A 6,120-nucleotide genomic window follows, 5' to 3' on the forward strand; every position below is an offset into this window, starting at 1 on the left:
TTTTTAAAATATATGGTTTATCGGAACGAAGTTGAATTTTAATTGGAAATTGTATTCACCTTAGGAGGGAAAGTAATGCGCACGACATACATCGCTAAGCCAAACGAAGTAGAGCGTAAATGGTATGTAGTTGATGCTGAAGGTCAAACTGTTGGCCGTCTTGCCAGTGAAGTTGCTTCAATTCTTCGCGGTAAGTTAAAGCCTGAATATACACCGCACGTTGATACTGGAGATTTTGTAGTTATTATTAATGCTGACAAAGTAGTTTTCACTGGTAAAAAATTGTCTGACAAGAAATACTACCGTCATTCCGGTTACCAGGGTGGTCTTCGCGTAACGACTGCAGGCCAGATGCTTGCAACAAAACCTGAACGCGTTCTGGAGCTGGCTATTAAGGGCATGCTTCCAAAAAACCGTCTCGGTCGTAAATTAGCAACAAAGTTAAACGTATACGCTGGAACTGAACATCCGCACCAAGCGCAGCAACCTGAAAAATGGGAACTTCGCGGGTAATAAAAGGAGGATATATTCGTGGCACAAGTACAATACTACGGAACAGGTCGTCGTAAGAATTCTATTGCTCGCGTACGTCTCGTACCAGGCGATGGCCAAATTCTTATTAACAAACGTCCAATGGACGAATACTTTGGTCTAGAAACTCTTAAGCTTATCGTAAAACAGCCGCTCGTTCTTACTGAACTCGAAGGCAAATACGATGTGCATGTTAACGTAAATGGCGGAGGTACTACAGGTCAAGCCGGTGCAATCCGTCATGGTGTAGCTCGCGCTCTTCTTGAAGCTGATGCTGAACTGCGTCCGGCTCTCAAATCTGCTGGCTTCTTAACTCGCGATCCGCGTATGAAAGAACGTAAAAAATACGGTCTTAAAGCCGCTCGTCGTGCACCACAGTTCTCAAAACGTTAATTATCAACGTTTCAAAGGCTCTCAACCATTTTGGTTGGGGGTCTTTTTTATTTTTGAAAAAAGCTTTTGACCACGAAAATAATTTTCACCATAAGGCATAGCTCAATGTAGATTCCCTCGTTTTAGGCGTCGGAGTACATAATGAACCACCGACAGTTTTAGTGCTTGCGGTGTTTTTTCTCCGTGTATGGATCTTTTGCGAAACGGGAACACATGAAATAGGATGCCAGCACAGAGCAAAGGTGATCAAATGGATAACATCGTTTCTTTCGAACAGTGGTCACAAAATAAGGTCGAGTTGCTTAAGGAAAGGGTGGTTCATGGGATTGACCGGGAAGAAGTAAAAGATTATTACCGGTCCATTGTGAGCCACTCCGTTGGCCATATGACACTGCTCCAGCGGTATACGGTTGAACAGTATTTGCTTGAGGTTCTTTCGGAGTTTTTTTATCTGGGTGCGCAGGCGAGCAAACAATATCGGCTGAAGCGTACGGAGGAAGAAATCGAACAGAGCGTATCGGGGATCTTTTTTGATAAACTCTGCACACTTGCTGCAGAGTTCCACATAAACCGGTATTTAGGGGAGTGGGATGCGTATTCTATCTCAATCATAGCAGAAGACCTGGCGGCCAAGTGGTTTCGCAAGGGATTTACTTATGGCCAAAAGCTACGCAAGCTGCGTTTACTATAATAATTGCGGACTTTCCCAAGGGAAGTCCGCATTTTCTTTTCTACAAGGCATAATTAGAGAGGCTGTACCATATGGTTTATCGTAGTCTCAATGCAGGAAGGGGAGGTACGGATGAAGCGAAAGGCATTCGCCTGGATCGCCGCTTTATGCGCACTTGTTGCTTTGTTTACATACAAGATTCCGATTGATGAATCATGGTCAGTGTGGTCTCTGCCGTTATCAGGCAAAATTATTGTACTTGATGCGGGTCATGGCGGACCGGATGGGGGAGCTGTAAGTAAACAAGGACTTGTAGAAAAGAAAGTAACACTCCCGATCGCCCTTTACACGCGTGATTTTTTACAGCAAGCGGGAGCACTTGTGATTATGACACGAGAAGAGGATAACGATCTGGCCAGCCCGGGGACGAAGGGCCTCAGCAGGAGAAAAACAGAAGACCTCTTAAAGCGGGCCAGACTTGTTAAAGAAAGCCATGCTGACCTCCTGGTAAGCGTTCATTTAAATGCGATACCTTCTCCAAAGTGGTCCGGGGCGCAGACTTTTTACAACCCGGCCATCGAAGAATCCGGACGCTGTGCACAGCTTATTCAAAATGAAATTCGACGTGTGATGAATAACACAGACAGAGAAGCAAAAAAGAAGAATGATATATATATCCTGCGCACCGCGCAAGTCCCGGCTGTGTTGGTCGAAGTCGGATTTCTCTCAAATGAAACAGAGGCGGGTCTCCTGGCCGACACAAAGTACCAGAAACAAATGGCCAACGCGATTTATCAGGGAATCCTACGCTTTTATTCGGGAGAAAGAGTACAGACTGCCCAATAGGTGGAGTGGAAGGATACTGGCATGATATAATATGGCAAGAGGCACCGCATATTGCTAAAGAGGTGAAATGGATGATTACAGAAGAGAAAGTGTTGGAAGCGTTAAAAGATGTAGAAGATCCGGAAATACATCGAAGTGTTGTTGAGCTGGGAATGGTTCGCAACATTAAGATTGAGAATAATAGAGTGGAGCTTGATGTTATTCTTACCATTTCAGGCTGCCCGCTTAAAGTTAAAATTCAGGAAGATGTGGAAAACGCCATTAAAGCGCTGGGAGCAGAACAAGTAGTTGTCCGCTTCGGAACGATGACGGATGAAGAACGAGCGAACGTGTCGGCAATTATACGGGGTGAAAACCCGGGAAGTGCAGAGGCTGGTGGCGCGGTTCAAGGTCATGGCGCTGGCTTAAGCAGCATTTCACCTATTCTTGGCCCTGAATCTAAGACAAAATTTATCGCAATTACGAGCGGTAAAGGCGGGGTGGGTAAATCAACTGTAACGGTCAACCTTGCAGTCGCGTTGGCCCGCCTTGGCAAAAAAGTCGGAGTGATCGACGCCGATATTTACGGTTTTAGCGTTCCGGACATGATGGGGATTACCCAGCGTCCAAGTATCGTTGGCAATACCATCATGCCTGTTCAGCGGTTCGGTGTGAAAGTGGTATCAATGGGATTCTTCGTGGAAGACAATTCACCGATTATCTGGCGCGGTCCTATGCTTGGCAAAATGCTCCGCAACTTCTTCAGTGAAGTTCACTGGGACAAGTTAGATTATATGATTCTCGATTTACCCCCTGGAACCGGTGATGTGGCACTCGATGTGCACCAGATGATTCCGCACAGCAAAGAAATTATTGTTACCACCCCGCACCCCACAGCAGCATTCGTAGCCGCCAGAGCCGGAGCTATGGCGATTAAGACGAACCATGAAATCCTTGGGGTAGTAGAAAATATGTCTTACTATGTCACGAAGGATGGCGAGAAGGATCCGATTTTTGGCAGCGGTGGCGGAAATAAGCTAGCTGAACAGTTAAGTACACAAGTTCTTGCCCAAATTCCAATCGGTCAGCCTGAGCCCATGCGTGATGAGGAGCGCTATGGCCCTTCTGTTTATCAGGAGAATGAAACAATCGGTAAAGTTTACATGGATCTTGCACGGGAAGTCGACAAGAAGTGCAGCGTGCTCGTATAATCATAAAACGGTAAAAGTTAACCCTGCCTCCACAAAGGAAAGCAGGGTTTTTAATTTTTTATCCTAAAGGAACTTATTTACCCTCCGCCGCCCTGGCTGCCGCCTTTGCCTCCACCCTTACCCTTACCGCCTTTACCGCCGCCTTTGCCACCTTTACCGCCGCCTTTGCCTTCACCCTTACCCTTACCGCCTTTACCGCCACCGGCACCCTCGGTTTGCTGGGTTAAAGCAGGCTGAGGCTTTAACATCTGCTGTTGGGATTTATGGATAAGGTTAACCATATCTGCCTGAAACATTGGACTCTGTAATGACTCCTTCATAACAGACATGGTCTGCTGACGGTATGCTGGGCTTTTCATTGTCTCAAGAAGAGTTTTTTCAAATTCCGGATCTCGCATAACTTCCATCATCATACGCTGATACTCAGGATCCTTCAGCAGAACTCTTAACATTTTTTTGTTTTCATCCTTCATGGACTTTGCATAGGTCGATGCAAATTTGGGATCTGCCATCAGCTGCTGGATCTGCATCTGGGCATCCGTGGAACTAATTCCCATACCACCGGATTGACCGCCTAAAGAACCGCCGCCACCGCCACCCTGGCTGCCACCTTTTCCACCGCCGCCGCTGCTTCCCTCGTCGCTTCCACCACCCTGAGAGCCGTCCTGGTCGCCGCCACCGCCGCCACCGCCGCCACCACCGCCACCAGAAGACATCCCTTTTGCTGACATGCCGCCTTTATTAGCACCTCCACCAGGACTCTGCATAGCTTCATGGATGGCCTGCTTTCCTTCGGATGTTTTCAAGATATCGACTACCATGGGTTTCATTTCTCTGTAATCTGGACTGGCAGATTGTGTGCCGCCACCCGCAGTGCCGCATCCGACGGCCAGGAGTGAAATAGCGCATATTTTATATAAATGACCTAATCTTTTGTGGATAGACATGAACTGACCACCTTTCATGCTGTGAGTTACCTATAGAGTGTGAAAGGGGTTGTATGTTTATCCGCAGTGATGGCTTCAAAAATCTGGGTTTTACCGCACCTATTGCGGCAGCTAGAAGGCAATTAATTGGGCGATGTTGGTTCGTTTTCTCTTCCGTAATGGCCGATCGTGCTTCTGAAGCTGTGGATAGCAAAAAACCCGACCGCGCCAAAAGCGATCCGGGCATTTATTACGCACATAAGACATGCTGACTTTCTAAAAAGGATACTAAGGCTCTCACCGGTGTCTGTCGCCTGGCTACCCTCGGTTTTCTCTATTGAATTTCTTTTGTACTGGTATTCGTACCGGACATCAATTCTGAAACAGAGACGAACTGGTACCCTTTAGCCCGCAGTTGATCAATAATGGTTGGAAGCGCCAGGTGCGTTTGCTGGCAGGTATCACTCGCATGCAGCAAAATCACGTCACCAGGATGTGCCTTGTTCATGACATTCTGTACGATTTGGTCGGTACCGGGATTTAACCAATCCTTTGAATCCGTGTCCCACTGGATAACGCTGTAACCCATGGAGTCTGCAATCCGCAGTACACGCTTGTCAAAGTCCCCATTGGGAGTACGAATAAGTTTAGGTGAAGAACCGGTAATCTTTTTTAGAATTTCGTCCGCTTTTCCGATTTGGGTTTTAATTTCCTCGTCACTGAGCCCGCTGTAGTTAACATGTTTCTGTCCGTGAGATCCGATTTCATAACCCAGGTCTTTGATGCGCTGCACGATTTGCGGATGTGTTTCGCTCCATGGTCCAGAAAGGAAAAAGGTCGCTTTTTTAACGCCTTTTTTCTCAAGTATATCGAGAATGGGGCCTGTACGCTGTTCGCCCCAACTGATATCAAAGGTAAGAGCAAGCTTCTTTTCCTGAGTATCAGCTTTGTAAAATGCGGCCGGGCCTGTTTTTCCTGTCGTAAAGATTGTAATATTTTCCCGTTCGGCCCAGCCAATTCCGACAGCGAATAATGCGGCAGTAAAGATAATAAGATACTGTTTAAGACGTCTGGCGTTAAATATCCAAAACAATGCTTACACCCCCCGGTTAAGTGTTGTCCACTAAATATGTATGCGGACAGGGACGAGATATGACTTGTCTGGCGGTGCATATACAAGAAATTGTGGTATCATCTTAAGAGGAGTGAGGCGGAAAGGGGAAAAGATAGGCGGATGCTAAAAAGATTGGGCGGCATTATTCGGGATAATAAAGGATATATCAGCTTAGGTTTTGCTTTAATGGTAATAGGGGTGCTGATCGGTTACGTCAGTGCAGATATCATTAAACATATCGCGAGCAATCTGTTCAGGGGAATTGACCGCATTGCGAGGGATATTGAACACGTACAAAGCCCCCTGTATACATTCTGGGTACTTTTTAAAAATAACTTAATGGCGGCTGTAAGCATGCTTGGACTCGGCATCTTTTTGTTTGGCATCTATCCGGCATTTGGCCTGCTTGTAAACGGAATAATACTTGGTTTCCTTTTAAGGGTTTATGCC

At 46.5% G+C, this 6,120-nt stretch carries 8 protein-coding genes (1 of these 8 cut by a window edge); 6 read left to right on the forward strand and 2 right to left on the reverse strand.

The annotated features are described in order from the left end of the window. Positions 1-75: 75 nt before the first annotated feature. From rplM to PP175_RS01805, 5 genes are all read left to right on the forward strand, one after another. On the forward strand, positions 76-513 hold the full coding sequence (gene rplM / locus PP175_RS01785) for a 50S ribosomal protein L13 (protein WP_272441189.1): 438 nt from the start codon (positions 76-78) through the stop codon (positions 511-513). Between the two features lie 18 nt (positions 514-531). Next, positions 532-924: a 30S ribosomal protein S9 gene (gene rpsI / locus PP175_RS01790; RefSeq protein WP_272441190.1), complete on the forward strand. Its 393-nt coding sequence runs from the start codon at positions 532-534 to the stop codon at positions 922-924. Between the two features lie 250 nt (positions 925-1,174). Continuing rightward, a complete protein-coding gene (locus PP175_RS01795; RefSeq protein ID WP_272441191.1) occupies positions 1,175-1,615 on the forward strand; it encodes a DUF2521 family protein in 441 nt (146 codons plus the stop codon). A 111-nt stretch (positions 1,616-1,726) separates the two neighbouring features. Continuing rightward, positions 1,727-2,440 carry an N-acetylmuramoyl-L-alanine amidase CwlD gene (cwlD, locus tag PP175_RS01800; RefSeq protein WP_272441192.1) on the forward strand — a complete coding sequence of 238 codons (714 nt, stop codon included), beginning with the start codon at positions 1,727-1,729 and terminating at the stop codon, positions 2,438-2,440. A gap of 71 nt (positions 2,441-2,511) precedes the next feature. After that, positions 2,512-3,630 carry an Mrp/NBP35 family ATP-binding protein gene (locus PP175_RS01805; RefSeq protein ID WP_272441193.1) on the forward strand — a complete coding sequence of 373 codons (1,119 nt, stop codon included), beginning with the start codon at positions 2,512-2,514 and terminating at the stop codon, positions 3,628-3,630. Between the two features lie 77 nt (positions 3,631-3,707). Here the strand turns inward: PP175_RS01805 and gerD are convergent, their stop codons facing one another. After that, positions 3,708-4,577, reverse strand: coding sequence for a spore germination lipoprotein GerD (gene gerD / locus PP175_RS01810; RefSeq protein ID WP_272441194.1), 870 nt, complete (start codon positions 4,575-4,577; stop codon positions 3,708-3,710). 313 nt (positions 4,578-4,890) lie between these two features. Then, entirely contained in the window at positions 4,891-5,649 is a 759-nt protein-coding gene (pdaB, locus tag PP175_RS01815; RefSeq protein WP_272441195.1) for a polysaccharide deacetylase family sporulation protein PdaB, read from the reverse strand. Between the two features lie 141 nt (positions 5,650-5,790). Between pdaB and PP175_RS01820 the strand changes: the two genes are divergently transcribed. Continuing rightward, positions 5,791-6,120, forward strand: partial view of a stage II sporulation protein M gene (locus PP175_RS01820; RefSeq protein WP_272441196.1) — the 5' portion only. The gene runs 333 nt beyond the window's last position; the window shows 330 of its 663 coding nt (coding positions 1-330); its start codon is at positions 5,791-5,793; its stop codon lies off the right edge, out of view.

The sequence above is a fragment of the Aneurinibacillus sp. Ricciae_BoGa-3 genome (assembly GCF_028421645.1).
Classification (GTDB): domain Bacteria; phylum Bacillota; class Bacilli; order Aneurinibacillales; family Aneurinibacillaceae; genus Aneurinibacillus_B.

Bases quoted from the DNA above. Each gene is read 5' to 3' on its own strand.
- PP175_RS01795 (WP_272441191.1), top strand. From the start codon at position 1,175: ATGGATAACATCGTTTCTTTCGAACAGTGGTCACAAAATAAGGTCGAG.
- rplM (WP_272441189.1), top strand. From the start codon at position 76: ATGCGCACGACATACATCGCTAAGCCAAACGAAGTAGAGCGTAAATGG.
- PP175_RS01805 (WP_272441193.1), top strand. From the start codon at position 2,512: ATGATTACAGAAGAGAAAGTGTTGGAAGCGTTAAAAGATGTAGAAGAT.
- gerD (WP_272441194.1), bottom strand. From the start codon at position 4,577: ATGTCTATCCACAAAAGATTAGGTCATTTATATAAAATATGCGCTATT.
- cwlD (WP_272441192.1), top strand. From the start codon at position 1,727: ATGAAGCGAAAGGCATTCGCCTGGATCGCCGCTTTATGCGCACTTGTT.